The sequence below is a fragment of the Bacillus xiamenensis genome (genome assembly GCF_001857925.1).
Lineage (GTDB): Bacteria > Bacillota > Bacilli > Bacillales > Bacillaceae > Bacillus > Bacillus xiamenensis.
Map to the genome: position 1 here is coordinate 2231276 of NZ_CP017786.1, position 26254 is coordinate 2257529.

Below are 26254 nucleotides of genomic sequence, written 5' to 3' on the forward strand. Positions count from 1 at the left end.
TTGTTGCTTTCTTATGTCACTTGGGAAATTGTCAAAGGAGGAACTTATACGTGAAAAAGTTTATGACTTTCGGTTTAGCTTCTGTGATTGGAGCGAGCGGTTTATTTATCCCATTTACTCATGAAGCAAATGCACAGAACTTTGAACAAAAGAAACAAGAACTAGACAGCAAGCAATCTGAGGTTAACAAAAATCTTCAAAAGAAAAAAGAAGAGCTTTCTAAGCTTGAAGCAAAACAAGAAGCACTTGCGCTAAAGCTAAAAGAAATTGACGAAAAAGCTTTAAAAACAAGTGATCAAATCGAAGAAAAACAAAAAGAAAACGAAAAAACAAAAAAAGAAATCAAAGCACTGAAAAAAGAAATTGCTGATACAGAAAAACGGATCGAAGAAAGAAACGAATTCTTGAAAAAGCGTGTGCGTGCGCTTCAAGAAAGCGGCGGTTCTACGAAATACATAGATGTATTACTAGGAGCAAAAAGCTTTAGCGATTTCATTAGCCGTGCAGGTGCTGTATCTACATTAATCAACGCAGACAGCGAAATCATTAAAGAACAAGAAAGAGACAAAGCGGAGCTTCAAAAGTCGGAAAACGAACTCAACACAAAGCTTGAAAATGTTCAAACGACACTGGCAAAGCTTGAAACACTTCAATCAGACTTGAATAAACAGCTTGATGAAAAAGACAAGCTATTCAAGCAAGTGAAAAAGCAAAAAGGAAGTGCTTCTTCTGCAATCAGCGAGTTAAGCAGCGAGGCTGACAGCATTGCATCTGAAAAAGACGCAACGATTGCTGCTCAAAAACAAGCTGAAAAAGAAGCAAGAGAAGCTGCTCAAAAAGCAGCAGAAGAAAAAGTACAAAGACAACAGCAGCGTCAAGCAAGTGTTCAAACGGACGACAACAGCTCTAATAACGATAGCGGCGGCTCGTCTTCAAATAACAGTGGTCCTTCTAATAACAACAACAGCAGTTCACCAAGCAAGAAGCCATCTTCTGGCGGTGGATCACCTGTCAGCAATAACGTAGGCGGAATCGAAGGCGCAATCAGCACAGGTTCTAGCATTGTTGGACAATCTCCATATAAATGGGGTGGCGGCAGATCACAAGCTGATATCAACGCACGTCGTTTTGACTGTTCTTCATTCGTTCGCTGGGCATTCGCATCAGCAGGTATTAACCTTGGACCAGTTGGCGGTACAACAACAGATACGCTTGTAGGTAAAGGAAGAGCTGTAAGTGCATCTGATATGAAACGCGGAGACCTAGTGTTCTTTGATACGTATAAAGTAAATGGACACGTTGGTATTTACTTAGGAAACGGTACATTCTTGAATGATAACAGCTCCCATGGCGTTTCAGTTGATTCAATGAGTAATCCTTATTGGAAGAGATATTTCAATGGCGTTGTCAGAAGAGTCGTTGAATAAATCATTACTTTTTATATAACCGTAAACAGGCTTCCTTAAACAGCAGTTTAAGGAAGCTTTTTCTTTTTTTGAAGATATGAGCAAATGATTCGCTTATTACCCGCAGATTTTATAGGATATGGGTAAGGAATAAAAGCTATGAATGGAATTGATGCTCTCTGTCATGAATGGAAGCATCACCCAAGGGCATTCTAATAAGAAATGCTAGCAGCAATTGAAGAGGGAGTGACAGTTGTGTCAGAAGAAAAAATTTACGATACGATCATCATTGGAGCGGGTCCTGCCGGAATGACAGCCGCTGTTTATACATCAAGGGGAAATCTTTCAACACTCATGATTGAAAGAGGCATTCCAGGCGGACAAATGGCAAATACGGAAGATGTCGAGAACTATCCTGGCTTTGAAAGCATTTTAGGGCCGGAACTTTCAAATAAAATGTTTGAGCATGCGAAGAAATTCGGTGCGGAATATGCATACGGTGATATTAAAGAAATTGTTGACGGTGAAGAGTACAAAATCGTCAAAGCCGGTTCAAAAGAATACAAAGGACGCTCTGTCATTATTGCGGCAGGTGCTGAATACAAAAAAATCGGTGTACCAGGTGAAAAAGAACTTGGCGGCCGCGGCGTATCCTACTGTGCGGTATGTGATGGTGCTTTCTTTAAAAACAAAGAGCTTGTGGTCATCGGCGGCGGAGACTCTGCGGTAGAAGAGGGTGTTTACCTCACACGCTTTGCGTCAAAAGTAACGATTGTCCATAGACGCGACAAACTTCGTGCTCAAAGCATTTTACAAGCACGAGCATTTGATAATGAAAAAATCGACTTCATGTGGAATAAAACCGTCAAAGAGATCAATGAAGAAAACGGGAAAGTCGGCAGTGTGACATTAATTGATACTGTGACAGGTGAGGAAGAAGTGTTCAAAACAGATGGCGTCTTTATTTACATCGGTATGCTGCCACTGTCTAAACCATTTGAAAATCTAGGGATTACAAATGAAGAAGGCTACATCGAGACAAACGAAAGAATGGAAACAAAAGTGGAAGGCATTTTCGCAGCGGGCGATATTCGCGAAAAAACACTTCGTCAAATTGTCACAGCAACAGGTGACGGCAGTATTGCAGCACAGAGTGCACAGCATTATGTAGAAGAGCTTGCTGAAAAGCTAAAGGCAATGAAATAAACAGCTGTCGTAAATCCTTAATATTGCGTCACGGGCTTTTAACTGGAATGTAACACGGGTGAAACAATTATCCGTTATGATAAAATTAGTAATTGACCCCCTTTTATAAGGAATACATGTTTGGCACGGATGTGAATCCGTGTCCTTTTTTTTTGCATAAAAACAGAAATTCACGAGATGTTCACAAATGACGCATGGAGACCCGCTAGATGTTGTAAAATAAAGAGTAGAGAAACTGCCCGTTACATCATTCAGACGAAATCCTATCTGTTTTCGGTGAAGAACGGGCATGTTCATTGTGGGAGTCAGGATGAACCTGTATAATAAGAAAAAGACATAAAAGAGTAGGTGACAGCTGATGCAACGAGTAACCAATTGTGTGCTGCATCACGAAGATCAAGTTCTCTTGCTGCAAAAGCCAAGACGCGGCTGGTGGGTAGCACCTGGCGGCAAAATGGAGAGCGGAGAATCGGTCAAGGATTCAGTCGTTCGAGAGTTTAGAGAAGAAACAGGTATTTATATTTTAAATCCGCAGCTAAAAGGTGTGTTTACCTTTATCATAAAAGAAGGCGACCAAATTGTTCAAGAGTGGATGATGTTCACCTTTATGGCAGATTCTTTTACTGGGAATAACGTGTCAGAGTCGGAGGAAGGTATTTTAAAATGGCATGACGTAAAGGATGTACCTAGTTTGCCAATGGCTCCTGGAGATTCCCATATTCTTGATTTCATGCTGAAAGGAAAAGGACTTCTTCACGGTACCTTTACGTATACACCAGATTTTGAGCTGATTGCTTATCGATTAGATCCTCAAGGAGACTAATATATGAACCGTTTTCATAAAGAAGGAGAGGGAGCAGGCATGAATACGCACAAACAAGATGATATTCAGCTTGTGATTATAACAGGGATGTCAGGTGCGGGGAAAACCGTTGCCATCCAAAGTTTTGAAGACTTAGGCTACTTCTGTGTGGATAACTTACCGCCATCACTTTTACCGAAATTTCTAGAGCTCATGAAGGAATCCAATTCAAAGATGAGCAAGGTAGCCCTTGTGATGGATTTGCGTGGACGCGAATTCTTTGATAGCTTAATTGCTGCTTTAGATGATATGAACGATATTGGCTGGATTACACCAAGGGTTCTCTTTTTAGATGCAAACGATAAGGTGCTTGTCTCAAGATACAAAGAAACGAGACGTTCGCATCCGCTTGCGACAACAGGTCTGCCGCTTGAAGGGATTGCCATGGAGCGCGAGCTGTTAGAGGAGTTAAAGGGCCGGTCTCAAATGATTTTTGATACATCGGATTTGAAACCAAAACAGCTTCGAGAAAAGATTGTCACACACTTTGCCACGAATCAGGGGCAGGTGTTTACAGTGAATGTCATGTCATTTGGCTTTAAATATGGTCTGCCGATTGATGCTGATCTTGTATTTGATGTGAGATTCTTACCGAATCCCTACTATATCGAGAGTATGCGTCCACAGACTGGAAATGATGAAGAAGTACGCTCCTATGTCATGAAGTGGAGTGAAACGCAAAAATTCACGGAGAAATTAATCGACCTTCTCAGCTTTATGCTTCCGTCTTATAAACGAGAAGGGAAAAGCCAGCTTGTGATCGCCATTGGTTGTACAGGCGGCCAGCATCGCTCCGTAACGCTAGCCAACTATTTAGCGGAGTATTTTAAAAACGATTACTATACACATGTCACTCACCGGGACATTGAGAAGAGAAGTAGAAAATAGATGACGACACTACCAAAGGTTGTCATTCTTGGCGGCGGCACTGGCTTATCTGTTTTACTCAGAGGGCTAAAAACAAAGCCAGTGGACATTACCGCCATTGTGACGGTTGCTGATGATGGAGGCAGCTCAGGGAGACTTCGTCATGATTTGAATATTCCGCCCCCAGGCGATATTCGAAATGTACTTGCGGCACTCTCTGATGTTGAACCGCTTGTTGAAGATCTATTTCAGCACCGTTTTAATAAAGGGAATGACTTAACAGGCCACTCTCTCGGAAACCTCATTCTTGCGGCCATGACAAATATAACCGGTGATTTTTTTCATGCCGTCACTGAAATGAGCAAGGTCTTAAATGTGAGAGGGAAAGTATTGCCAGCAGCGAATTCAAGTGTTGTTCTTCATGCAGAATTAGAAAACGGGCAAGTGGTGACAGGAGAATCGAAAATTCCGACCTATGGTGAACGAATTAAACGAGTCTTTCTTACACCTGATACGATTGAACCGCTGCCCGAATCTATTCAAGTCATCCGTGAGGCTGATTTGATCGTCATCGGTCCTGGCAGCTTGTATACCAGTATTTTGCCCAACCTGCTTGTCCCGCATATTGGAGAAGAAGTGATTCGGTCTAAGGCGAAAAAAGTGTATATTTGCAATGTCATGACGCAGCCAGGGGAAACGCTTTCCTACAGTGCAGCTGATCATGTGCAGGCACTAAACGATCATATGGCCCGGCCATTTATTGATACGATTTTTGTAAACAATAAAGAAATTCCAGAAGAAATCAAAGCAAAATATGCAGAAGAGCAGGCGCAGCCTGTACAATTCGACACTGATGTACTCGAAGCCATGGGACTAGAAGTCATCCGTGGAGAAATCATTACATATGATCAGAATGTCATTCGTCACGATACGCTGAAAGTAGCCTCACTGCTCGTCGAACTGCTGCATCAGAAAAAATAGGAATGGGGGTGGCAAGGATGTCATTTGCATCCGAAACAAAAAAAGAGCTGACTAATCTGGACGTGAAGGACTGCTGCACAAAAGCAGAGCTTTCTGCCCTCATCCGTATGAACGGTTCATTATCTTTCTCTAATCGAAAATTGATTTTAGATATACAGACAGAGAACGCAGCCATTGCAAGACGTATTTATACCCTGTTGAAAAAGAAATACGATGTCACAGTCGAGCTGCTCGTTCGTAAAAAAATGAGATTAAAGAAGAATAATGTATATATTGTCAGACTGGTAGAACGAGCGAAACCGATTTTAGAGGATTTAAAAATATTAGGTGAACAATTTGTATTTGAGCGCAATATTTCAGAGGAACTTGTGAAGAAAAGATGCTGCAAGCGCTCCTATATGAGAGGTGCTTTTTTAGCAGGCGGTTCTGTGAATAACCCAGAAACCTCTTCGTATCACCTTGAGATTTTTTCACTATACAAGGAACATAATGATGCCCTTTGTGAGCTGATGAATCAATTCCATCTCAACAGTAAAACACTTGAACGCAAAAAAGGGTATATTACGTACATGAAGGAAGCTGAGAAAATTACGGAGTTTTTAAGTGTCGTAGGTGCTCATAACTCATTGCTTCGTTTTGAAGACGTGCGAATCGTCCGAGATATGAGAAATTCCGTGAACCGGCTCGTTAATTGTGAAACAGCAAACTTGAATAAAACAATCGGTGCCTCACTGCGTCAGGTCGAAAACATTCAATTCATTGATGAAAAGATTGGACTTGATGCCCTGCCGGATAAGCTGCGTGAAATTGCGAAACTGCGTATTGACTACCAAGAAGTCACACTAAAGGAACTTGGCGAAATGGTGGAAAGCGGCAAGATCAGCAAATCAGGTATTAACCACCGTCTAAGAAAGCTAGATCAAATTGCAGAACAATTAAGAAACGGACAAGCTGTTACACTCAAATAGGGAAATAAAAAAGGGAGGCAGATCATATGGTGGAAAAAACGGTCACAATTCAGCTGAAAACAGGCTTACAGGCACGTCCGGCTGCTTTGTTCGTTCAAGAAGCCAATCGCTTTGGTGCTGATATTTTTCTAGAGAAAGATGGAAAAAAGGTCAATGCAAAGAGTATTATGGGGCTTATGAGTCTTGCGATCAGCTCTGGGGTTACCGTCAAACTGATAGCAGATGGTGCAGATGAACAGGAAGCCATTGATGCGTTAACAGATTTTATCAATCAAGAAAACTGAGTCTCTTCAAAGGCTCAGTTTTTTTCAGGAGGGGATGTTGATGATCCAAACAGCTTTTTTGCAGAAAATTGGTTGCGAGGCCGAGTCTATTACGTTTGAACAGTTGCCTGATGTACTCAGGAAGATGGCCTATACCTTTCCTTTTGAAAATAGATCTGTGCTCAATAAACATTCCTATGCTTTGGATCAAGAAGGACTGGAGCAGCATCTTCTTGAAGGAAAGAGAGGCGGGCTCTGCTATGACCTTAATCCACTTTTATATTATGTGTTAAAAGAGGCAGGCCTCATTGTACAGCTCGTTCAAGGGACCGTGTATCACAAAGAAGCGGAGAAGTGGGCAATTGATGGGACGCATGTAGCCATAGTCCTTAAACAGAACCACGAGCCTTTTCTCATTGATGCAGGGTTTGGTGTGAATGTCCCCCTTCAGCCTGTGCCTTTTACAGGTGAATGGGTGGAAGCAGCGTCCATTCGTTTTCGAGTGAAAGCAGAGGAAACAGAAAAAGGCACCCACTTACTCCAATTGGACAGGGGAGCGGGCGCTGTGACAGGTTATGCTTTCACATTAAAAGAAGTCGGTGAAGGGACATTAGAGCAGCTCCGGCATGAGATTTATGAAAATGAAGCTTCGCCTTTTAACAAAAGACCACTTGCTTCAAAGCTGACACCTACAGGGCGTGTTGTCGTGACAGAAGATCATGTCACCACACATGAACAGGATGAAGTATTAAAAAAACCACTCACACAACCGTTTGAGGAGTACGTACAAAAACTGCTTCCATAAACCACATGAAAGAGACAGCCCGTTTGACTTAGGGCTGTCTATTTCAATGATCAACGAATCCGTGTGAATGTCGCATAGTGATCGGTTGTTTTATAAATGAGCCAGTCACTTGAGTAAACGAGGCGGTCAGCATTACGGAAGCCAGAGACGTAGTTGATGTCAGCCTCACGCCATGTTCGGCCGCTTGCTGAAGGAAGACGTCCCTCCCGGTTAGAAAAAACATCTCCACCGATGCTTTTTCCTGGTGCGACTTCCGCTAAATTCCCCTTCGATGCCACCCATCCGAGAGCGCTCGCTTGAGATTTTGTGATGTAATTATCAGGCAGTCGTTTATAGCTGATCAGGTAATCAGCTACACCATCAAATGTATTAATGACGGCAAGGGTGCGAAGGTCTGGTGCAAGCTGAATTGAAGCTGTTTCATTTGTGGCTGTTGGTGTAAGAGGTGTTTCTGCATGAGCTTGCTGCGGGATAAATCCAGAAAACAGAATGGCAGCGATCAGAGCAAACATGGTGAAAATCGAACTTATTTTTTTCATCTTCATCCTCCTCAAAAGGAAATGGGATGTCGTCCTCTTGTTGCTTGTCTACCTCATATTATAGCACCCGCACATGAAGGAAATGTAAAGAATCAGGAGATTGGCGAAAATGAGACTTTTCTCCCGAGTCCCTCCAGATGACATAAATAAAAAGACGCAGTTTCCTGCGTCCCAGCGTGTAGACAAACCCTCGCATTCGGTGTCAGTCCTGCGTGCTGGTGCTCACGAATGTCAAATTCGCTCCGCACCAGTACTCGTCCTTCCTAGACTGCAAAGGTTTTCAGTTCACGCTGAAAAGAAGACAAAGGGCTCAAATAAAGTTCATTTTAGCCCTTTGTCAACAATCTGAAACGCAGTTTCCTGCGTCCGTTTTCGTTTAAGATGTGGCAAGCTCCTTCACAATATCAACAGGGGCTTTGCCATCTATGCCATGAATCACATTATGAATGGCTCGTTTGAGCATGAGGTCTCTTGTCGTTTCAGTAGCAGAACCGATATGGGGGGCAAGAGTGACATTGTTCATCTCCATGAAAGGATGATTTTCCTGAAGCGGTTCTTGTTCATACACATCCAAGCCGGCTCCTTTGATCCACCCTTCCTGCAATGCTTGGATGAGGCTTTTCTCATCGACAGTTTTCCCGCGGGAGATGTTCACAAATAAAGCGGTCTGCTTCATGAATTTAAATTCCCGCTCTCCTATCAGGTGGTACGTTTCGTCAGTCAGCGGTGTGATTAACACAATGATATCCGCTTGCTTCAGCAAATCATCAAGTGCACAATACACAGCGCCGTATGCCGATTCGGCTTTCTCATTCCGGCTTCGGTTATGATAGAGGACGTTCATATCAAAACCATGAGCAGCTCGTTTGGCGACTTGCTCTCCGATTCGTCCCATCCCAATAATGCCGAGCGTTTGATGATGGACATCAATGCCGAACATATCTTCCTCCTGCACGAATTCCGTCCATTTTCCCTCGCGGATAAAACGATCAAGCTCGGCAATTCTTCTTGCAGAAGAGAGAATGAGCGAAAAGGCAAGATCAGCAACGGTATGATCGAGTGTGTAAGGCGTGTGCGTCCCAATCACCCCTCTTTGTCTCATCGCTTCTAGATCAAAATTGTCATAGCCGACTGAATGATTGCTCACCACCTTGAGTTGGGGTGCGTGATCTAATAAGTCTTGATCAATTTTCGTGCCAGATGTTAAAAGGCCATCAGCCTTCTGCAACTTCTCATATAAAACATCTCTTGGAATAGGGTCCTTTGATTGCCATACCTCGTATGTACAATGTTCCTTTAGCATGTCTTCAAAAGAGGCAGGCAGGGGTTTGGTGACAAAAATATGTGGTTTCACAGTCAATTCGCTCCTTTCACATGGGCATCTTTCTCTTTTTATTATAAAGCAACCATTTTGGCAGTACACGTTTGAATATGAGCAGTTCAATATTTAATATACTGAAATAACGGGAAAGAAGACGTTTTTTTAGTGAAAGAGTAAATTCCTCGGCCAACTGATGTCTTTTTATGATGTAGAAAAATGAGTGATTAGTAGATGTGTCATAGAAAAATGGCAGATGTTTCGAGAGATAATTTGACAAACCGGAAAATAGATCGAGAGTTTTTGGTAGAAAATTTATTATATTTGAAGTGTATTAAACGGGATGGCCATTTTCTACTAAACCTTTTCATCGTCTTTTGGTGAGATGAGAGCTATCGTTTGAAAGCAAAAGCCGCATATCGCCTGTGCTGAAGCGGTATAAAGGTCAAAATAGAGAAAATGCTTACATTTTCTCTCATCGTTTTCTCATTATGAGAGAAATCGTGGTTCATCTCGGGACCACAAATCGTCTTGCCATCATCACATCCGTCATCGGGCTTATCGTGATTTTGGCGGCACAAAAATATATTCCCAAAATACCTGGTGCTCTATTAGGACTATTAGCTTCAACATTTGTAGCCGTTCTCTTTTTCCAAGGACAAGTTGTAACCCTTGGCTCTGCATATGGCGAAATTCCTCGTCAGTTGCCAAGCTTCGCTTTTCCTGAACTAACGATTGAAAAAATGATGGACCTCTTGCCGCCGGCTATTGTCATTGCGCTTTTAGGCGGAGTGGAGTCGATCTTGTCTGCGATGGTTGCTGACAATATGAAAGGTTCTAAACATGACAGCAATAAGGAACTCGTCGGTCAAGGAATTGCCAATATGGCAGCACCGCTTTTCGGAGGGATTCCAGCAACTGGGGCGATTGCCCGAACGGCAACGAACATCAAAAATGGCGGAGCAAGTCCGATTTCAGGTGTCGTGCATGGCATCGTCGTCTTGCTGATCTTAATGTTATTTGCACCATATGCATCCATGATTCCGCTTGCTGCCATGGCACCGATTTTGATGTTTGTGGCGTTGAACCTTGCTGATCGGTCTCTCTTTCTAATGTGGCTGCCGTTTCTATTTTTGAACGAACGGATGATATCTTACCACAGCATCTATGAGACGATGAAAAAAGCACGTGACCGACAAGTCACGTGCTTTTTGCCTGCTCTGTCTCACGAGAAAACCGCTGAGTGAGTTTCTGCTGATGGGAGGAGAAGACTTCTTCTAATGAGACATCATAGAGGTCAGCCTCAGTTGTTTGCATGCTCTTTATACATCTCCTTATATGGTGTTCACCTTTTGGTTTTACACTATATATAGACGGAACGGCTGTTTCTTTACAATCAAGTATAGGAGAATGAGTGGGTGAAGAAATCATAGAGAGATGGAGCTGTTTTGATGAAAACGATTTGTGTGTTTGCTGGGTCGAATCTAGGTGTGAATGACATCTACAAACAAAAAGCTGTCGAGCTGGGGACTTATATGGCAAAGCAAGGAATCCATCTTGTATACGGCGGCTCACGAATTGGATGAATGGGAGCCATTGCGGATGAGGTATTGCTCTTCAGCAGAAATGGACAGAGCTGTCTTAACGTATTTGAACAACAAAAAACCGTCTGTTCAAAGAGCAGACGGTTTGTGTTGTCATTATTTTTGTTCGTCTGTATTACGGGTCAAGACTTTGTCAATGAGTCCGTATTCAAGAGCTTCTTCCGCTGTTTTGAAGTTGTCACGATCTGTATCGCGCTCAATCACTTCAATTGGCTGACCAGTACGTTCAGAAAGTACTTGGTTCAGTTTATCGCGTAAAGAAAGGATTCGTTTTGCCGCAATTTCAATTTCTGTTGCTTGACCTTGGGCACCGCCTAGTGGTTGGTGAATCATCACTTCACTATTTGGAAGGGCATAACGCTTACCTTTTTCACCAGCAGCAAGCAGGAACGCACCCATTGATGCAGCCATCCCAATACAAATAGTTGATACCTTTGGCTTAATAAATTGCATCGTATCGTAAATGGCCATACCAGCTGTGATCGAACCTCCAGGGCTGTTAATGTAGATAGAAATATCTTTTTCTGGATCTTCGGCTTCTAAGAAAAGAAGCTGTGACACGATGGAGTTGGCAACATTGTCATCGATTGCAGAACCAAGCATGATAATACGGTCTTTTAAAAGACGAGAATAAATGTCGTAGGCTCTTTCCCCACGATTTGTTTGCTCAATGACTGTAGGTATTAAATTCATAATGTTCCTCCTTCACCTTTTAGGTAAGTATGTAATTCAATGATACATTTTTGGTCAATAAAGGTCAAACAAAATGCAATCAAAAAATTCGACAGCCACATGTTATTTTTCCCAAAATTAAATTTCTTAAACCATGGAAAAGTTTTAAAAAAATATGGAAAAACTTTCTGTTGTGAGGTAAAATTACCTATGGAATAATTATTTGTAGTCAGAAAGAAGGAAACAGAGTGGATAATTTGCTTTTAGAAAAAAGTGGTTTGACTGATCAGCAACGTATTGTTGTCTCAACTGAACTGCAAACCAAGAAAAAGTCGAAATTAGTTGTATTTCTTTTGTGGTGGTTCTTTGGAGCGTTTGCTATTCATCGTTTTTACCTAGATGAGAAAAAAGGGTATGCAGTGACCATGCTTCTTTTAGGATGGTTAACACTGTTCATTTGGCCGTTTATTGATGGTATCATCTGTCTTGTGAAAACAGTTGATGAAGTAAATGAAAACATGGAACGAAAAATTATTGCATCTGTGAAAATGGCATAAGAAGACATGTCTGCATCTTTTCGGTGCAGGCTTCTTTTTTGATGCTGTCAGAATATCATTGCTTTCTTGCATCATTTCCCTTATAATTTGATATGCTGACGTTCAAAAAACATATCGTGCGCTCGTAGCTCAGTTGGATAGAGCGGTGGTTTCCGGTACCACGTCTGCCGGGGGTTCGAATCCCTCCGAGCGCGTCTATAGATTCGATTTATCATTTAAAAAAAGCTGAAAATCCTTATTCTAAAGGGTTTTCAGCTTTTTTTGTGAGTGATTTGAGAGGAACTTCACCTGTTCTTCAGAATATGTTGTGAATGATGTACGGCCACTTAGTAGTAAACAGAGATTATTGTTTTACTAGCCTGAAAGAAAGACGCTATATTTAAAAGTAAGCAACACAAAAGATATAATGTATTGAATGAGTATAAAATCATTGCACATTGAAGCTTTTTTATTGTTCTACTAGCAGGGAAGAATTTTTTCATAAGGAGGGACTAATGAATTGTGAAAGTGTTTTACATCAAATTGAAGTAGCTGTTAAAACATTAATAAAAATAATAAGTAAATTAGAAGAAGATGATCTGCAAAAAAGACCAACATCTCATAAGCAGTCTATCGGAGAATTGTTGGAACACATTGCTATCATTTGTGAAGCTGACTGGCGTATTTCTAATGAGGCTACCCAAGAAGAGATGGAAAAATTTTATTCTAATGTATCATACAAAGATTTAGAATCAATAGAAAATGGCTTAATTACCAACTTTCATTCATTAAAAAATAATTATATGAATTTATCAGACAAAGAACTACTATCCCGTACCACCTCATATTGGGATGTGACATATACAAGGTATGAATGGTTGTTAGAGATATTAGCACACGTTTATCATCATAGGGGGCAATTACACGCTATGCTTGTTCACTGTTACGATAAAGACCCTAAAATTTTAATGTTTGAATAACTGTCCTCAATTCAAATAACATTCATCGTGTTTTTTTAAGTCATGTCTATTATACGTTCTACGAGCTTATGCTTGATCTATTTCCCGATAGAACAAGTGTTTCTCACAGCCTTCTCCATAAGGAGAGGGGTTTTATGGAAAAAAACAAAGCAGTGCAACAAGGACATGTTCTGTACTATTCAATCAATGAATTTATCTATGCTGATCCGACTTCAATTGAAAAACAGTCCGCGGTGTTTAAACAAATGCTGCTCAAAAAATAATAGAAAAAAGACAAAGCATGTAACAGGAGGCTTTGTCTTTTTTCTGCGATCCGCTTAAAATATTGGCCCTAAGACTCATTGCCTCCCTTTTCACGCGTATTTGTTGAGCCAGCTGACTGTATATGATTAACATGGAAGGGAATTGACAATGAGGAGGGGATTCTGGTGGCGAAGATTTTAATAATTACGTTCCCAGCTGAAGGACATGTGAACCCAATGTTAGGAATCATAAAAGCATTGGCGGATCGAGGAGATGAAGTGCATGTGGTGACAACTGTACATTATCAGGAACGAATCAAACGCTTAGGCGCTCACGTACATATCCATCCAGATTATATTCGGACATTGAGTGTGAATGAAGGCGATTTGGAGTCCATGCAGCCATTTTTCCATGCCATGCTGCAAACGTCATTAGATATTCTAGAAGTGGTGGATACACTTTCTCAGCAGCATACATTTGATTTGGTCTATTTTGATATGTTTGGAGCAGGCGAACTGGTGCGAGATTACTTGCACATTCCTGGTATCGGATCGAATCCATCTTTTGTGCTGCAAGAGGCGCATTTTGACACACCTCTTTATCGCAAGGATGAGAAGGCTGCGCATTTACTAGAACAAATAAAGGATCGTTTTAAAGTACAGCCCAAACATTTGATGCAATTGATGAAAAATCGTGGAGAACTGAACATGGTGTATACGAGCGAATATTTTCAGCCGTCTGTTGATGCATTGAACGACTCATTTGTCTTCATTGGGCCGAGCTTTCAAAAACGGGCAGATCAGCATGATTTCCCGCTAGAAGCACTTGAACAGGAGAAGGTCATTTTTATTTCGATGGGGACAGTTCTTGGAGATACAGAGTCATTTTTTAATATGTGTATAGATGCCTTTGCAAACTTTGATGGCAAAGTGGTCATGGCAACAGGTGAAAAAATTGATATGTCCCTCCTAAAAGAAGCGCCTTCGCATGTTATCATCGAGCCTTATGTGCCGCAGCTTGAAGTCCTTGAACAGACCGATGTGTTTGTCACTCACGGCGGGATGAACAGTGTCAATGAAAGCATTCATTTTCATGTCCCGATGGTCGTCATCCCAGTGGACAAAGATCAGCCGATGGTGGCAAAAAGACTGACGGAATTGTCCGCTGCTCGTGCGCTCGATAAAGACCAGCTGACAGCAAAGCAGCTGAGAGACACTGTAGAAGAAGTACTGGGAAGTAACACGTATCTTGCCGGAATTAAAAAAATTGAAGAAAGCTTCCAAACAGCAGGGGGTACAGACAAAGCATTACGTGTCATTGATCAATTAATGCAAGCGAAACAGACTCAATCATGAGTCTGTCCAGCGTGTAGACAAACCCTCGCATTCTTTGTCAGTCCTGCGTTCCGGTGCTCACGAATCTTAAATTCGCTCCGCGCCGGTACTCGTCCTTCCTAGACTGCAAAGGTTCTCAGGTCACGCTGAAAAGAAGACAAAGGACTAAAATCAAGATCATTTTAGCCCTTTGTCAACAATCTGAACAGACTCAATCATGAGTCTGTTTTTTAATGAAAATAGACATTGTATTTCCCATTTCTGTATGCTATTATTCAATTCGTAATCATTTCGATTAATAATCGTAATGATTACGATAAAAGAATGTGGGGGAAGTACATATGAGGATTCGACGTGTTTACATAAAGCAAAAAGATGAGAAAGCCCATTCCTATGTGACATATACCTTGATGCTGTTTTCAGTCATGGCTTGCTTTCTATTGGCATCCTGCTCTGAAAATAAGACATCTTCCAGATTACATGGAAGAGAAGATAATGAGCTGGTGTATGCAAGTACAAAAGATATCAGGGACATCAATCCCCATTTATATGGCGGGGAGATGGCCGCTCAACATATGGTGTTTGAATCACTTGTCGTGAATACTGAAAAAGGAATTCAGCCTGCCCTAGCCCAAAGCTGGGATATTTCAAAAGATGGAAAGACCTACACGTTTCACCTTCGAAAAAACGTGACTTTTTCAGATGGTGCGCCATTTAATGCGCAGGCAGTGAAGATGAATATTGATGCTGTCGTCAAAAATATTGAAAAGAACGCCTGGCTCAATCTTGTTTCAGAAATTCAATCGACAAAGGCAGTAAATGAACACACATTTGTTCTCAAATTGAAACAGCCCTATTATCCGACATTAGAGGAGCTTGGCTTAACACGTCCCTTCCGTTTTATTTCTCCTAACAGCTTCGTGGATGGCACGACAGCAAAGGGAGTTAAAGGTTATGCAGGCACTGGTCCTTATGTGTTGAAGGAACATAAAAAAAATCAATATGCCATCTTTAAAACGAATCATCGTTATTGGGGAAAGAAGCCAAAGATTTCAACAGTGAAGTGGAAAGTGATGCCGGATCATCAAACGATTTTACTCGCACTGCAAAAAGGAGAGATTGATCTCTTGTTTGGCGCAGATGGTGACATGATCGACGGAGACTCATTTCAGGTATTAAAGGAAGGGGGGCAATACGGTGTGACCGTGAGTCCTCCAGTTGGTTCTAGGTCTATCGTAATCAATTCAAATCAGCCCATCACAAAAGATCCGAAAGTGAGAGAAGCGTTTCAATACGCCGTCCAAAAAGACATGATCACAAAAGGTATTCTAAATGGAACGGAACAGGTGGCACACACACTGCTTGCCCCGTCAGTTCCTTACGCAGATATTCCGTTGAAAAAGAAAACCTATCAAAAAAAGAAAGCAGAAAAAATACTGGATGAAGCAGGCTGGAAGCTGAAAGAAGACGGCTATCGCTATCGAAATGGCACACCACTGAGCGTGACTATTTATTATAATTCCGATAATGCAGGCGAAAGAACGATAAGTGAATCGATTCAACAAGATTTCAAACAGGTTGGGGTCAAGCTTAATATTAGAGGAGAAGAAAAACAGGCATTTTTGGATCGCCAAAAAACAGGGAAATTTGATCTAATGTACTCTCTATCGTGGGGTCTTCCTTATGATCCACAAACCTACATTTCTTCATTCCGTGTGGCATCCCATGCCGATTATCAAGCCCAATTAGGATTGAAAAAGAAAAAGTGGCTGGATCAGACGATTACGAAAGTATTGGTGGAGCCAGATGAGCAAAAACGGAAACAAATGTACCGAGACATCTTCACGTATATTCATGATGAAAATGTCTACATTCCAATCTCTTATTCTGTGACAAAGGCCGTTTATAATAAACGTCTTAAAGGTGTAGGTTTTCATGTTTCACAGTATGAAATTCCCTTTGACCGGATGTATTTTTCGTCATAAAGCGGAGGCATAGACATGACACGCTATCTGTTAAAACGAATATTGCTGCTGTTTCCACTTATTATCTTCATCACCTTCTTTGCCTTTGTGCTACTGACGATACGGGCAAGTGATCCAGCTGAAGTTGCTTTGCGGGTGAATCAAGTCACCCCGACAGAAGAGATGATTGAATCGATGCGCCAGGAGCTAGGCTTAGATCAACCATTCTTCATACGGTATGCCACATGGCTTAAAGATGGATTAACAGGTGATTTTGGCAGCAGCTATGTCACACATGAGCCAGTGTTTGATCTGATCATGGAGGCGCTACCTGCAACATTAAAGCTTGCAGGAGTAGCCCTCTTTCTCATCATTGTGTCGAGTTTGTTACTCGGAATGATTTGTGCATATGCTGCTCATACGTGGGTGGACCGAGTCCTTAGAGCCTTTGTATTTATCGCATCTTCAATGCCTAGTTTTTGGCTAGGCATTTTGTTTATCTGGCTTTTTTCTGTCAAATTCAACTGGGTCAATACGAGTGGAATGGAAGGAATCAAATCCATTTTTCTACCTGCTATTACTCTATCACTTGGCTACATATCAACCTATGTCAGACTGATTCGAAATCAAATTCTAAAGTTTCAGCAAGAGCCCTTTGTGTTTTATGCAAGAGCTCGCGGTTTAAAGGAACGAACCATCCAATTGAAAGTTTTGAGGCATGCCCTTCAGCTCGCGATTACAGCACTTGGGATGTCGATACCAAAACTCATTGCAGGAACCGTCATTATAGAAAACCTGTTTGCTTGGCCCGGGGTTGGTCGATTGTGTGTGGAAGCTATTTTTCAAGCTGATTTCCCGATTATTCAAGCCTATTTATTTGTGATGGGGTTCTTGTTTGTTGTTTGCAATCTCATGGCTGATATCATGCAAATGATCATGAACCCGCAACTGAAAAAGGAGGTATAAGACATCATGAGAGGGTGGGATCAGTTAAGAAAAGATCGAATGGCTGTGCTGTCTATCTGGATCTTAGCACTTGTCGCATTAGCTGGGCTGTTTGCACCGATGCTCGCTCCACATGACCCGGCTGACACGAATGTTTTAGACAAATATGCTAAGGCAAGCCTCACATACCCGCTCGGTACGGATCACTTGGGGAGGTGTGTGCTATCGCGTCTGCTATTTGGGATTCGGACAACAATGCTTGCGGCTGTTTTCACGATGTGTATCACAATGCTCATTGGAACTATACTTGGACTCATGGCTGGCCTTTTTAGAGGAAAGGTGGATGGCGTTTTAATGAGACTATGTGATGTCATCCTGTCATTTCCTGCTGAGGTGATGATTTTGGCCGTTGTGGGGATCATGGGACCAGGGCTTGTCAATATTATTTTGGCCAATGTCCTTGCGAAATGGGCGTGGTATACGAGGATGATCCGGTCGTCAGTCCTTCAATATACAAATGAACCATCGGTCCAGTTTGTAAAAGTATCCGGAGGTTCATCCTTTTACATTCTTCGAAAACATTTATTGCCTCGCATTTCAGGAGAAATCGCTGTCTTTGCTACACTCGATGCCGGGTGGGTCATTTTAAATATTTCCGCCCTGTCCTTCCTTGGATTGGGTGTGAGTGCACCTACACCGGAGTGGGGCATGATGCTGAATGAGGCGAAGAATGTGATGGTCACACACCCGGGTCATATGCTGGCACCTGGAATGGCGATTTTATTTGTGGTCATGGCCTTGAATTTTTTAGGAGACAGCCTTCAGCAGACCATGAACCCAGCCATGCATCCTATCAGCAAAAAAGGGGGGAGACGATTTGCCTTTTATCGACGTAAAAAGACTGTCCGTACATGATCCAGTACAGCAAAGCCATTTGGTAGCGAATATCACGTTTTCCTTACATCGACAACGCTGTTTAGCCGTAATCGGTGAAAGTGGAAGCGGAAAATCAACCATTGCAAAAACGTTAATTGGCCTGATCTCTCCTTCGCTAAAGGTGGATGGAGAGATCATCTTTGACGGTGAGAAATTGACAACTCAGACGGTAAAGGGATGGAGAGGGAAACGAATAGGCTTCATCTCACAAGATGCCATGAATGCATTTAACCCGATAGAAACGATTGGACATCAAATGATTGAAACGTTTCATCAGCATTTGGGTTTGCGTGGGAAAGAAGGGGAATTACATGCCATCGCTGGACTGGAAAGTGTCCATTTAAAAAATCCATATCAATTGATGAAAACATATCCCTATGAACTGTCTGGTGGTATGCTTCAGCGTGTCATGATTGCCATTACGATGATGCTTTCTCCTGATGTGATCATTGCCGATGAGCCAACTGCGTCGCTTGATGCATACAATCGGCGTGAAGTCATCATGCAATTACAGCGGATGAAAGAAGAAACAGGTGCCGCCTTGATCGTCATTTCGCATGATTTAGGCGTCGTTCAGGCGATCGCAGACGAGTTGCTAGTGATGCATCAAGGAGTGATGCTTGAGCATGGCTCAGCTGCGAAGATATTCACATCACCGCAACATCCCCAAACAAAGCATTTACTAGAGACGAGACTCCGTTTATCTAAGCCCCTTGAAGCATTGAGGCAGCAAAACAGAATGGAGGCAGCCCCATGTTAATCACAGTTCATCAATTACAAAAAAATGGGGAGACGAAGGGTTTTTTTTCTCATCAGAAGAAAGCAAAAGCACGAATCTCAAACGTCTCATTTCAAATTGAAAAAGGACAATGTGTTGGGGTAGTGGGAGAGAGCGGTAGTGGCAAAAGTACTTTAGCACGTATCCTGCTCGGTTTAGAAAAGAAAGATGGCGGCGAGATACAGGTTGACGGAAGGCAGGCACATACATGGCGGAAGGTGAACCGAGGAAAAATGAGTGTGGTATTTCAAGATTATCTATCTTCTGTTCATCCAGCTTTTACGGTGAAAGAGATCATTGCTGAACCTATGCGATTGTTACAGCAGGGAAAGAATGTGGATCAGAAGGTATTATCGCTGCTTGAACAAGTCAGACTGCCTTCGTCATTGCTGAATCAATATGCTCATCAGTTAAGCGGCGGTCAGCTGCAGCGAGTTTGCATAGCAAGAGCAGTATCAACGAATCCGTCCATTCTCATACTAGATGAAGTGCTGAGCTCACTAGATGTGTCTGTTCAGGTGCAAATATTGGAGCTGCTCGAAACGTTAAAACAAGAATTAGACATGACCATCCTTATGATTACCCATGATATAGAAGCAGCAGTTTATCTATGTGATCGGCTTCTTTTTTTACATGAAGGAACCGTGGTGGAAGATTGTAAAACGGACGAACTATATGAAGCGTCCCACCCATTTACGCTCAAGCTGCTGGACTCGCTCCTGCCATTTCAGCACATATGAAGAATATCAACAAAAGGAAGAAAAGCCAGCTGCTACAAGGAAAGAAGATGAGCTTTTGATCATAGGTATGCAGCTGTCTGACGTGCTCAGCCGTTTAAGTATAGAGCCTTCTCTGGAGCTGGATGAGACATTTCAAGCCTTGTTGAAAAGAAAGAAGTCGTTAGAGTCATAAAAGAAGCCCTTGTGTTTACTTCACAGGGGCCTTTTCGTTTCGTTCTTTTTTTAATTGTTCAAGTTCATTGACTGTGACAAGCTGGTAGCCCTGTTTCGTGAGTTCATGGATGATGTTCACTGCTGCTCGAGCGGAGCTGTCATAAATATCGTGCATGAGCACAGTTCGGCCATCTGCTGCATGTGAGAGAACATGGCTTGTGATCTGCTGGCTGTTACGAATTTTCCAGTCTTCAGGGTCAACGTCCCATAAAGAAACCTTCATATCAATCGCCCGATTGATATCTTGATTTGTTCCACCATATGGCGGTCTAAAGTGTGTAGGTGTATAACCGCTGGCTTTCTCAATCATCTGCTGCGTATCTTTCACTTGTTTCACCGCTTGCTTTAGAGGCAGCCTTGTTAACAAAGGATGGTTATAAGAATGGTTTCCGATCTCATTTCCGCCTTTTAAAATGTCGGCAAGCATCAAAGGATAATATTGCACCCTGCTGCCTAAGACGAAAAAGGTAGCGTGTCCTTTATTTTTCTTCAGTGCTTCTAAGATTTTTGAAGTTGTTGCAGGATTTGGGCCATCATCAAATGTGAGTGCGATGGCTTTTTGATTGGGATCAAGCTTTGACTTTTGCGGCAGCTTCACGGCTTTTCTTTTTGGATTCGGTTCTTTGATTTCATTCTGATTTTTGATCTTATTCATATATTCCGGCTTCAATATGTCTTTTAGCAGCGTCTTTTTGATCGCGAGCGTTTGCGGTCCTAGATCTTTTGCGGCTACTTGGGAAGCTGGGAAATAAAACTCCACATAGTTCTCTTTCAAGGCAAATTGACTGAAGTTTTGATCAGTAGGGGCAGTTCCTTTTTGAAGGAGAGATAGATTCTTAGATAAGGTTTTATCCTTTTTTAGCTCCAAGTATGTAATATAGGATAATTTTTTCAAATAGTCCTTTTTTGGCTGAAATAAATCTTTTGTGTTAAGAAAGTCTTTTTTCTGAAAATCGAAATTGATCGTTACATGATGAGTGGTCCCATTTTGCTGCCCTGTATAAGTATAGGTCGTAAAATGAATGGCAGCAGACTGTTTCGCATAGTGCACCATGTCATAATCAATATTCAATTCAAATCGTTTGTTTTCATCGACGTCCTTTGCTTCACTGAATGTCTTCTTGAAATGCTCTAATGCTGAATTTGCATAGCTTTGAATCTTGTCATCTAGCTTTTTTTGATGAAAAAGAGGATAGTTGACTGCATATCTCATAAATTTCCCGTCATTTACAAGGGTCACAATTTCGACATTTTTATAATTCGTATCCTGCTTCACATTTTTCTTTTCTGTACCGCTTGCTTGCTGATTTTGAAAGAAAGCAACTGCTCCAATGACGATGGCAAGCGCAAATAGGATGATACTCCATTTTCCCTTTACTGACACAACTTTCAATTCTCCTCTCATGACGGGTCATTCTTTATTCGTTTGACATCTGTTTGTAATATTTCTATAACAATTGACTCACTTTTGTAATTTTAGGGGATGTTCATGTGGAATGTCAACTTATTTCCTATTAAACTATCAGAAAAAATGATAGGTCTTTCAGATTGAAAAACATCGTGGCGCATGACTGCTAAAGCAACATATCTTCAATCATTAAAAAATAAGCTGTACATTGCTTTTTCATAGGCTGACGGCTATAATTTTGATGATTATGATTCTCATTTTCAAAACTGATTTTAAATGAAGAAAAGGATGACACCGATTTTGCAGAATCAGCGAACCCCTCAACACAAACGCTCATCACCTATTCTGTTTTTTTTATTATTTTTTCTCGCAGTCATTGGTTTGGTGGCTGCTATGTTTTTGGCTGTTTCATACGGTGCCAAGACATTGTCTTTGCAAACGGTCTGGACAGCTGTGTTCGACTATCAGTCAGATGTGACAGAGCAGCAGATCATCCATGAATTAAGGCTCCCGCGTGTTCTAGGGGCAGCACTTGTTGGAGCGGCGTTTGCTGTCGCAGGTGCTCTCATGCAAGGCATCACGAGAAATCCGCTGGCGGATGCTGGAATATTGGGCATTAACGGCGGTGCGATGTTTGTTGTCGCTCTCTGTTTTGCTTTTTTTCCAGGAATACCATATTCAGCACTGATGTTTTTTTCTTTTTTTGGTGCTGTGCTTAGTACGCTTCTGATCTTTGCCATTGGGGCAGCTGGTGGTATGCTGACCCCGCTTCGGCTGACGATTGCAGGAGCCGTTGTGGCTGCATTGCTTCATGCGCTCAGCTCTGGTATCGCCATTTATTTTGATCTCAGTCAGGATCTGGCTTTTTGGTACGCAGGGGGTGTGGCTGGTGTGAAATGGCCGCAGCTGACGATCCTTGCTCCAGTCATTCTCATTGTTATCGGATGGGCGATGTTATTAGGGCGGTCACTTTCGTTACTATCGCTCGGTGAAGATGTAGCCGCTAATTTAGGGGTGAAAACCAGGCGAGTGCGAATACTAGGAATGGCAGCCGCTGTCTTGCTGGCAGGCGTGTCTGTATCAGCGGTTGGGTCCATTGGGTTTGTCGGGCTTGTGATTCCACATATTGCACGAAAGCTGGTTGGGATCAACTATCGCTTCGTCATTCCAATGTCAGCGATTTTAGGCGCAGTGCTGCTCGTCTGTGCTGACCTGGCCAGCCGTACAGTGAATCCGCCAAGAGAGCTTGCCATTGGCGTCATGGTAGCACTTGTCGGTGTTCCTTTCTTCTTATATATTGCCAGAAAAGAAGGGAGGAACTTGTCATGAGAGAGAAGCAGCGAGCTCTTGTCGTGACAGCGGTTCTGCTTTGCCTGAGTGCAGCTGTGGTGCTGTATAGTTTAAATACCGGCACGCTGAAACTTAGTCCCGTCGTTGTCGTTAAAACGTTATTTGGCTTTGGGGATTTTCAAAGTGAGACGGTGCTGTTTGACTATCGTCTGCCTCGTATCGTCGTGACGATATTAGCTGGAATTGGACTAGGTGTCGCAGGCGGCATCTTGCAGAGTTTATCCCGCAATCCACTGGCCGATCCCGGAATTATTGGACTGAATGCAGGAGCCGCATTTGGCTTAATTCTGTTTGTTACGTATTTCCACGCACTAGAAGGTCACCCATCTTTACTCATCCCGCTCTTTACATTTGGCGGAGGACTCCTTGCGGCGGCCATCATCGTGCTCCTTGCCTATGACAGGCATGAAGGACTGGTTCCTATCCGGCTGATCCTTGTAGGAATTGCTGTTGCTGCAGGGTTTAGTGCATTGACCTTATATTTGTCATTGAAGCTTGATGAAGATACATACACATTTGCTTCAAGGTGGCTCGTCGGCAACGTATGGGGAAGAGACTGGATTCATGTGCTTGCGCTCCTGCCTTGGATTGTCTGCCTTGTGCCGCTTACGCTGATGCAGTCAAGCACACTTAATGCATTAACGTTAGGAGATGCTGTCGCCTCAAGTGTAGGTGTACGTGTGCAGCGAAAACGCCTTTTGCTGCTCACTTTAGCGGTTGGCCTAGCTAGTGCAAGTGTGTCAATGACAGGTGGTATTGGTTTTATTGGACTTGTTGCGCCTCATTTGGCGAGACGGCTTGCCGGGTCACTGCACCAATATTTTTTACCGGTTAGTGCCTTACTTGGCCTTTTGATTTTGGTTAGTGCCGATACAATTGGACGGTCCATATTTGCCCCAAATGCCATCCCTGCGGGTGTGGTTGTGGCTTTTATCGGAGCCCCTTATTTTCTATATTTATTAACAAAAACAAAATAAGAAAGAGGAACTCATCATGAAAAAATTACTTGTTTTTGCTTTAACGCTTTGTTTCTTGATTCTTGCCGCTTGCGGTCAACAGGAAACAAAGAATACGACAAATCAAGATGATAACGGAACACCTAAGATCGCTTCCTTGTCCATTCATTTAACAAATGACTTATTAGCACTTGGAATCAAGCCTGCGGGCTCTGTCGTAGGGGGAGACTTAAAAGATTTCCTGCCACATGCGAAAAAACAGCTGAGCCATACGAAAAAGCTTGGCATTGCAGCTGATCCAGATATGGAGTCCCTGCTTGCTTTAAAACCAGATGTCATCTATGTTGATGAAGAGCTGGCTGGTCAAGACTTATCGAAATACAAGAAGATTGCCAAAACAGAAGTGTTTCATTTAAATGATGGCACATGGCGTGATCATTTGAAAAAAATCGGCAAGCTCGTCAATAAGGAAAAAGAAGCGGATCAATATATCAAGGACTACAATCAAGAAGCAAAAGAAGTCAAAGCACTTATCCAGAAAAAGATTGGACATGGAAAAGTGATGGCGATTCGTGTAACAGCAAAAGAGCTTCGAGTATTTAGTATGAAGCGTCCGATGGGCCCTATTTTATACGAAGATTTAGGACTGACCCCTGCAAATGGTGTGAAAAAACTGAACAGCAAACGACCTTTTGAAGTGATTTCCCAAGAGGTTCTTCCTGACTTTGATGCAGATGCTATTTTCGTCGTCGTTAACCGTGATGACAAGGCGCAGCAGGCATTCAAACAGTTAGAACAGACTCCGATTTGGAAAGGCCTAAAAGCCGTGAAGAAAAACCAGGTGTATCCAATTGCAGATCAGCCATGGCTCGATTACTCAGCACTAGGAAATAAAATGGCAATGGATGAAGTAAAAGAGATGTTTTCTAAATAAGAAGCATATGAATCAAGACATCATTCCACACATAGGAATGATGTCTCAGCGTGTAGACAAACCCTCGCATTCTTTGTCAGTCCTGCGTGCCGGTGCTCACGAATGTCAAATTCGCTCCGCGCCGGTACTCGTCCTTCCTAGACTGCAAAGGTTTTCAGGTCACGCTGAAAAGAAGACAAAGGACTAAAATAAAGATCATTTTAGCCCTTTGTCAACAATCTAAGACATCATTCTACACATAAGAATGATGTCTTTTTTTGATCCTTTCTTCTATTCATTCGTTTCTTGCATACATATGAGAGGGAACGAGCAGTACCGCCCGCGTGAAGGGAAAAGGGAGGGTATATAGTTGAAGGTTCAAAAAATTAGTGCAGGTACGATTACAAGGCTTGTGTTGCTTTTATTGGCGCTTGTGAACAGTTCTCTCACCGCAGCTGGAAAAAGCCCGATTCCGATTGATGAAGAAGGCGTGCAGCAATTCATTTCGTTAGCCTTTCTAGGAGTGACATCACTATGGGCCTATTGGAAAAACAATGACATTACGAAAAAAGCCCGAACGAAAAAAGAAGAATAAGAGAAAACAGAGCCTTTTCATGAAAAAAGGCTCTCAGCGTGTAGACAAACCCTCGCATTCTTTGTCAGTCCTGCGTGCCGGTGCTCACGAATCTTAAATTCGCTCCGCGCCGGTACTCGTCCTTCCTAGACTGCAAAGGTTTTCATGTCACGCTGAAAAGAAGACAAAGGGCTAAAATAAAGATCATTTTAGCCCTTTGTCAACAATCTAAGAGCCTTTTCATGAAAAAAGGCTCTATTTCATCGAGGCATCAAACGCCTCTCCCCGCAAATTGGTCCTTTCTCAAAGGCTTACGCCCGGTATTCTCCCATATTCGTTAGAAACGCTTTCACTTCTTCGATGGTTAGGCCGATAGCTTTTGCTTCACTCATGAGACGCTTCCATTCTGAGATATTCGAATCGGTCAGCTTTCTATGGATAACATGTAATGTCTTTTCTTCCTGCTCCTTTCGAAAGGTTTGGAGCAGCTGATACAGCTCTTCTTTAGGCATGCCGGATTGGACGGCATGCACGATATGCTCCCGCCATTCCTGTTCACCACCCTCAAAGTCATGAAACATCATTGTCTCTGCATCAAACAGCTCTTGTAAATCAATGTCTAGTGAAGAGGATACCTTTTTTAAAAACTGCACAGATGGATTCTGGTGGACACCACGCTCAATTTTACTCAAATACGATTTAGAGACATGGGCATCTTCAGCTAGCTGATGGATCGAGTATCCTTTCCTCTTTCGGTAAATGCGTATCACCTTGCCTATCATTCGATTTATGATCTCCCTTCTCCCTGGCGAATAGTTCTGCGACCTTTTCGTTCATTATAAGAAATAAATTGTTCTTTATAAAATTCAAAAACGTAAGAAACAGGAAGTAAA

Annotated in this window: 26 protein-coding genes, 1 tRNA gene and 2 pseudogenes; 24 read left to right on the top strand and 5 right to left on the bottom strand. The window is 42.3% G+C overall.

What is annotated here, in order from left to right; all coding sequences use genetic code 11:
* Positions 1 to 50: 50 nt before the first annotated feature.
* The 8 genes from BK049_RS11230 (at position 51) to BK049_RS11265 (ending at position 7358) form a co-directional block, all read left to right on the top strand.
* A complete protein-coding gene (locus tag BK049_RS11230; RefSeq protein ID WP_071168523.1) occupies positions 51 to 1427 on the top strand; it encodes a C40 family peptidase in 1377 nt (458 codons plus the stop codon).
* 234 nt (positions 1428 to 1661) lie between these two features.
* A complete protein-coding gene (trxB, locus tag BK049_RS11235; protein ID WP_008361089.1) occupies positions 1662 to 2612 on the top strand; it encodes a thioredoxin-disulfide reductase in 951 nt (316 codons plus the stop codon).
* 358 nt (positions 2613 to 2970) lie between these two features.
* Positions 2971 to 3435 (top strand): 8-oxo-dGTP diphosphatase, encoded by a 465-nt coding sequence (locus BK049_RS11240; protein WP_008361087.1) that lies wholly within the window; start codon positions 2971 to 2973, stop codon positions 3433 to 3435.
* Positions 3436 to 3474: 39 nt separating this feature from the next.
* Positions 3475 to 4362 (top strand): RNase adapter RapZ, encoded by an 888-nt coding sequence (rapZ, locus tag BK049_RS11245; protein ID WP_071169225.1) that lies wholly within the window; start codon positions 3475 to 3477, stop codon positions 4360 to 4362.
* A complete protein-coding gene (locus BK049_RS11250) occupies positions 4363 to 5322 on the top strand; it encodes a gluconeogenesis factor YvcK family protein (protein ID WP_008361083.1) in 960 nt (319 codons plus the stop codon).
* Between the two features lie 17 nt (positions 5323 to 5339).
* On the top strand, positions 5340 to 6290 hold the full coding sequence (whiA, locus tag BK049_RS11255) for a DNA-binding protein WhiA (RefSeq protein WP_071168524.1): 951 nt from the start codon (positions 5340 to 5342) through the stop codon (positions 6288 to 6290).
* A 26-nt stretch (positions 6291 to 6316) separates the two neighbouring features.
* On the top strand, positions 6317 to 6574 hold the full coding sequence (locus tag BK049_RS11260) for an HPr family phosphocarrier protein (RefSeq protein ID WP_008348124.1): 258 nt from the start codon (positions 6317 to 6319) through the stop codon (positions 6572 to 6574).
* Between the two features lie 40 nt (positions 6575 to 6614).
* Positions 6615 to 7358 carry an arylamine N-acetyltransferase family protein gene (locus BK049_RS11265; RefSeq protein WP_071168525.1) on the top strand — a complete coding sequence of 248 codons (744 nt, stop codon included), beginning with the start codon at positions 6615 to 6617 and terminating at the stop codon, positions 7356 to 7358.
* A gap of 50 nt (positions 7359 to 7408) precedes the next feature.
* On the opposite strand, the gene BK049_RS11270 is transcribed toward BK049_RS11265, so the two are convergent.
* Entirely contained in the window at positions 7409 to 7897 is a 489-nt protein-coding gene (locus BK049_RS11270) for a ribonuclease (protein ID WP_008361076.1), read from the bottom strand.
* Positions 7898 to 8273: 376 nt separating this feature from the next.
* Positions 8274 to 9251 (bottom strand): 2-hydroxyacid dehydrogenase, encoded by a 978-nt coding sequence (locus BK049_RS11280; RefSeq protein WP_071168526.1) that lies wholly within the window; start codon positions 9249 to 9251, stop codon positions 8274 to 8276.
* 455 nt (positions 9252 to 9706) lie between these two features.
* On the opposite strand from BK049_RS11280, the pseudogene BK049_RS11285 reads away from it, so the two are divergent.
* Positions 9707 to 10315, top strand: a pseudogene (locus BK049_RS11285) (SulP family inorganic anion transporter); the annotation flags it as partial.
* Between the two features lie 351 nt (positions 10316 to 10666).
* Positions 10667 to 10864 (top strand): annotated as a pseudogene (locus BK049_RS18905) (LOG family protein); the annotation flags it as partial.
* 51 nt (positions 10865 to 10915) lie between these two features.
* On the opposite strand, the gene clpP reads toward BK049_RS18905, so the two are convergent.
* Entirely contained in the window at positions 10916 to 11512 is a 597-nt protein-coding gene (gene clpP / locus BK049_RS11290; RefSeq protein ID WP_008361979.1) for an ATP-dependent Clp endopeptidase proteolytic subunit ClpP, read from the bottom strand.
* A gap of 227 nt (positions 11513 to 11739) precedes the next feature.
* On the opposite strand from clpP, the gene BK049_RS11295 reads away from it, so the two are divergent.
* The 10 genes from BK049_RS11295 to BK049_RS11335 all read left to right on the top strand — a co-directional run bounded on the left by BK049_RS11295 (position 11740) and on the right by BK049_RS11335 (position 19947).
* Positions 11740 to 12048 carry a TM2 domain-containing protein gene (locus BK049_RS11295; RefSeq protein ID WP_008361976.1) on the top strand — a complete coding sequence of 103 codons (309 nt, stop codon included), beginning with the start codon at positions 11740 to 11742 and terminating at the stop codon, positions 12046 to 12048.
* Positions 12049 to 12166: 118 nt separating this feature from the next.
* A tRNA-Arg gene (locus BK049_RS11300) sits at positions 12167 to 12242 on the top strand.
* 300 nt (positions 12243 to 12542) lie between these two features.
* A complete protein-coding gene (locus BK049_RS11305) occupies positions 12543 to 13007 on the top strand; it encodes a DinB family protein (protein ID WP_008361975.1) in 465 nt (154 codons plus the stop codon).
* A 134-nt stretch (positions 13008 to 13141) separates the two neighbouring features.
* Positions 13142 to 13270: a hypothetical protein gene (locus BK049_RS19980; protein ID WP_268557951.1), complete on the top strand. Its 129-nt coding sequence runs from the start codon at positions 13142 to 13144 to the stop codon at positions 13268 to 13270.
* A gap of 165 nt (positions 13271 to 13435) precedes the next feature.
* Positions 13436 to 14605, top strand: coding sequence for a macrolide family glycosyltransferase (locus BK049_RS11310; protein WP_083381117.1), 1170 nt, complete (start codon positions 13436 to 13438; stop codon positions 14603 to 14605).
* A gap of 320 nt (positions 14606 to 14925) precedes the next feature.
* Positions 14926 to 16569, top strand: coding sequence for a nickel ABC transporter substrate-binding protein (nikA, locus tag BK049_RS11315; RefSeq protein WP_071168527.1), 1644 nt, complete (start codon positions 14926 to 14928; stop codon positions 16567 to 16569).
* A 15-nt stretch (positions 16570 to 16584) separates the two neighbouring features.
* Entirely contained in the window at positions 16585 to 17514 is a 930-nt protein-coding gene (gene opp1B, locus BK049_RS11320; protein ID WP_071168528.1) for a nickel/cobalt ABC transporter permease, read from the top strand.
* 6 nt (positions 17515 to 17520) lie between these two features.
* Positions 17521 to 18408 (top strand): nickel/cobalt ABC transporter permease, encoded by an 888-nt coding sequence (gene opp1C, locus BK049_RS11325; RefSeq protein WP_071168529.1) that lies wholly within the window; start codon positions 17521 to 17523, stop codon positions 18406 to 18408.
* Positions 18371 to 19189 carry an ABC transporter ATP-binding protein gene (locus BK049_RS11330; protein WP_071168530.1) on the top strand — a complete coding sequence of 273 codons (819 nt, stop codon included), beginning with the start codon at positions 18371 to 18373 and terminating at the stop codon, positions 19187 to 19189. The genes opp1C and BK049_RS11330 overlap by 38 nt, the downstream gene beginning before the upstream one ends.
* Positions 19183 to 19947, top strand: coding sequence for an ABC transporter ATP-binding protein (locus tag BK049_RS11335; protein WP_008361781.1), 765 nt, complete (start codon positions 19183 to 19185; stop codon positions 19945 to 19947). Before BK049_RS11330 ends, BK049_RS11335 begins: the two co-directional genes overlap by 7 nt.
* A 187-nt stretch (positions 19948 to 20134) precedes the next feature.
* Here BK049_RS11335 and BK049_RS11340 read toward each other — a convergent pair whose 3' ends face one another.
* On the bottom strand, positions 20135 to 21544 hold the full coding sequence (locus BK049_RS11340; protein ID WP_008361779.1) for a polysaccharide deacetylase family protein: 1410 nt from the start codon (positions 21542 to 21544) through the stop codon (positions 20135 to 20137).
* Positions 21545 to 21961: 417 nt separating this feature from the next.
* Here BK049_RS11340 and BK049_RS11345 point away from each other — a divergent pair, with 417 nt between their 5' ends.
* The 4 genes from BK049_RS11345 to BK049_RS11360 all read left to right on the top strand — a co-directional run bounded on the left by BK049_RS11345 (position 21962) and on the right by BK049_RS11360 (position 25382).
* Positions 21962 to 22897: a FecCD family ABC transporter permease gene (locus tag BK049_RS11345; protein WP_237739240.1), complete on the top strand. Its 936-nt coding sequence runs from the start codon at positions 21962 to 21964 to the stop codon at positions 22895 to 22897.
* Entirely contained in the window at positions 22894 to 23895 is a 1002-nt protein-coding gene (locus BK049_RS11350; protein ID WP_008361775.1) for a FecCD family ABC transporter permease, read from the top strand. Before BK049_RS11345 ends, BK049_RS11350 begins: the two co-directional genes overlap by 4 nt.
* 13 nt (positions 23896 to 23908) lie before the next feature.
* The gene (locus tag BK049_RS11355) at positions 23909 to 24808 is read left to right on the top strand and encodes an iron-hydroxamate ABC transporter substrate-binding protein (protein ID WP_034739953.1); all 900 of its coding nucleotides are present in this window, start codon (positions 23909 to 23911) and stop codon (positions 24806 to 24808) included.
* A 349-nt stretch (positions 24809 to 25157) separates the two neighbouring features.
* Positions 25158 to 25382: a phage holin gene (locus BK049_RS11360; protein ID WP_071168531.1), complete on the top strand. Its 225-nt coding sequence runs from the start codon at positions 25158 to 25160 to the stop codon at positions 25380 to 25382.
* A 290-nt stretch (positions 25383 to 25672) separates the two neighbouring features.
* Here the strand turns inward: BK049_RS11360 and slrR are convergent, their stop codons facing one another.
* On the bottom strand, positions 25673 to 26143 hold the full coding sequence (gene slrR / locus BK049_RS11365; protein ID WP_071168532.1) for an HTH-type transcriptional regulator SlrR: 471 nt from the start codon (positions 26141 to 26143) through the stop codon (positions 25673 to 25675).
* Between the last annotated feature and the right edge of the window lie 111 nt (positions 26144 to 26254).

What these genes read in the sequence shown, in the direction of transcription:
- opp1C (WP_071168529.1), top strand. Translation starts at nt 17,521, where the DNA reads ATGAGAGGGTGGGATCAGTTAAGAAAAGATCGAATGGCTGTGCTGTCT.
- BK049_RS11350 (WP_008361775.1), top strand. Translation starts at nt 22,894, where the DNA reads ATGAGAGAGAAGCAGCGAGCTCTTGTCGTGACAGCGGTTCTGCTTTGC.
- BK049_RS11265 (WP_071168525.1), top strand. Translation starts at nt 6,615, where the DNA reads ATGATCCAAACAGCTTTTTTGCAGAAAATTGGTTGCGAGGCCGAGTCT.
- nikA (WP_071168527.1), top strand. Translation starts at nt 14,926, where the DNA reads ATGAGGATTCGACGTGTTTACATAAAGCAAAAAGATGAGAAAGCCCAT.
- BK049_RS11270 (WP_008361076.1), bottom strand. Translation starts at nt 7,897, where the DNA reads ATGAAAAAAATAAGTTCGATTTTCACCATGTTTGCTCTGATCGCTGCC.
- BK049_RS11250 (WP_008361083.1), top strand. Translation starts at nt 4,363, where the DNA reads ATGACGACACTACCAAAGGTTGTCATTCTTGGCGGCGGCACTGGCTTA.
- BK049_RS11305 (WP_008361975.1), top strand. Translation starts at nt 12,543, where the DNA reads ATGAATTGTGAAAGTGTTTTACATCAAATTGAAGTAGCTGTTAAAACA.
- BK049_RS11260 (WP_008348124.1), top strand. Translation starts at nt 6,317, where the DNA reads ATGGTGGAAAAAACGGTCACAATTCAGCTGAAAACAGGCTTACAGGCA.
- clpP (WP_008361979.1), bottom strand. Translation starts at nt 11,512, where the DNA reads ATGAATTTAATACCTACAGTCATTGAGCAAACAAATCGTGGGGAAAGA.
- BK049_RS19980 (WP_268557951.1), top strand. Translation starts at nt 13,142, where the DNA reads ATGGAAAAAAACAAAGCAGTGCAACAAGGACATGTTCTGTACTATTCA.
- BK049_RS11345 (WP_237739240.1), top strand. Translation starts at nt 21,962, where the DNA reads ATGTTTTTGGCTGTTTCATACGGTGCCAAGACATTGTCTTTGCAAACG.
- opp1B (WP_071168528.1), top strand. Translation starts at nt 16,585, where the DNA reads ATGACACGCTATCTGTTAAAACGAATATTGCTGCTGTTTCCACTTATT.
- whiA (WP_071168524.1), top strand. Translation starts at nt 5,340, where the DNA reads ATGTCATTTGCATCCGAAACAAAAAAAGAGCTGACTAATCTGGACGTG.
- slrR (WP_071168532.1), bottom strand. Translation starts at nt 26,143, where the DNA reads ATGATAGGCAAGGTGATACGCATTTACCGAAAGAGGAAAGGATACTCG.
- rapZ (WP_071169225.1), top strand. Translation starts at nt 3,475, where the DNA reads ATGAATACGCACAAACAAGATGATATTCAGCTTGTGATTATAACAGGG.
- BK049_RS11240 (WP_008361087.1), top strand. Translation starts at nt 2,971, where the DNA reads ATGCAACGAGTAACCAATTGTGTGCTGCATCACGAAGATCAAGTTCTC.
- BK049_RS11335 (WP_008361781.1), top strand. Translation starts at nt 19,183, where the DNA reads ATGTTAATCACAGTTCATCAATTACAAAAAAATGGGGAGACGAAGGGT.